We start from the raw sequence: 658 nt of genomic DNA on the forward strand, positions 1-658 counted from the left end.
CTCGTACGATCCGCAGGGCCCACCACAGCCCCGCACCCTCCAGCAGGCCACCGATGACCAGGCAGCCCAGGCCCGCTCCCGTGTGCAGCAGCACACGCAGGGGGTCGGCCCCCATGGTCGTGCCCAGCAGGAGCCCCAGGGCCGGCAGACCGGCGAGCATCACGGCCGTCGCCCTGGCTCCCGACAGCTGGGCGCGCAGATCGGCGCGTTGGTCCCGTTCCGCCCGCAGCGCCCCGTCGAGTCGGTCGAGCCCGGCCGCCAGTCCCGCGCCCTGGTCCACGGCCACCCGCCAGCAGGCTGCGAGCCCCCGCAGCCCCTCGGCACCCGGCTGCCGCGCCGCCGCGGCGAGCGCGGCGGACACATCCCCGCCGAAACGGGCCGCCGCCAGCACCGCCGCCTGCGCGTCGCCGAGCCCGCCGGAGTCCCGCGCGGCGCACAGCAGCGCCTCACCCGGCTGCCGCCCGGCACGCACCTCACCGGCGAGCGCCCCGCACAGGGCGATCACCGCGTCCGCCCGCCGCTCCTGTTCGCGGCGCGCGGCCCGGGCGAGCCGGGCACGGCGCAGCAGCGGCATTCCCACGACCCCCGCGAAGACCGGCAGCACCGAGGCGCCCAGCACCGCCAGCGCCACCCCGGCGACCGGTGCCCACCACTCGGG

At 79.2% G+C, this 658-nt stretch carries 1 protein-coding gene; it reads right to left on the bottom strand.

Annotation, left to right across the window (positions count from 1 at the left end; all coding sequences use genetic code 11):
* A partial coding sequence (locus C1I97_RS38455; RefSeq protein WP_111007411.1) for a type II secretion system F family protein occupies nucleotides 1–658 on the bottom strand: 658 nt, incomplete at both ends.

Source organism: Streptomyces sp. NTH33, assembly GCF_003236365.1.
In the GTDB taxonomy this organism is placed as follows: domain Bacteria; phylum Actinomycetota; class Actinomycetes; order Streptomycetales; family Streptomycetaceae; genus Streptomyces.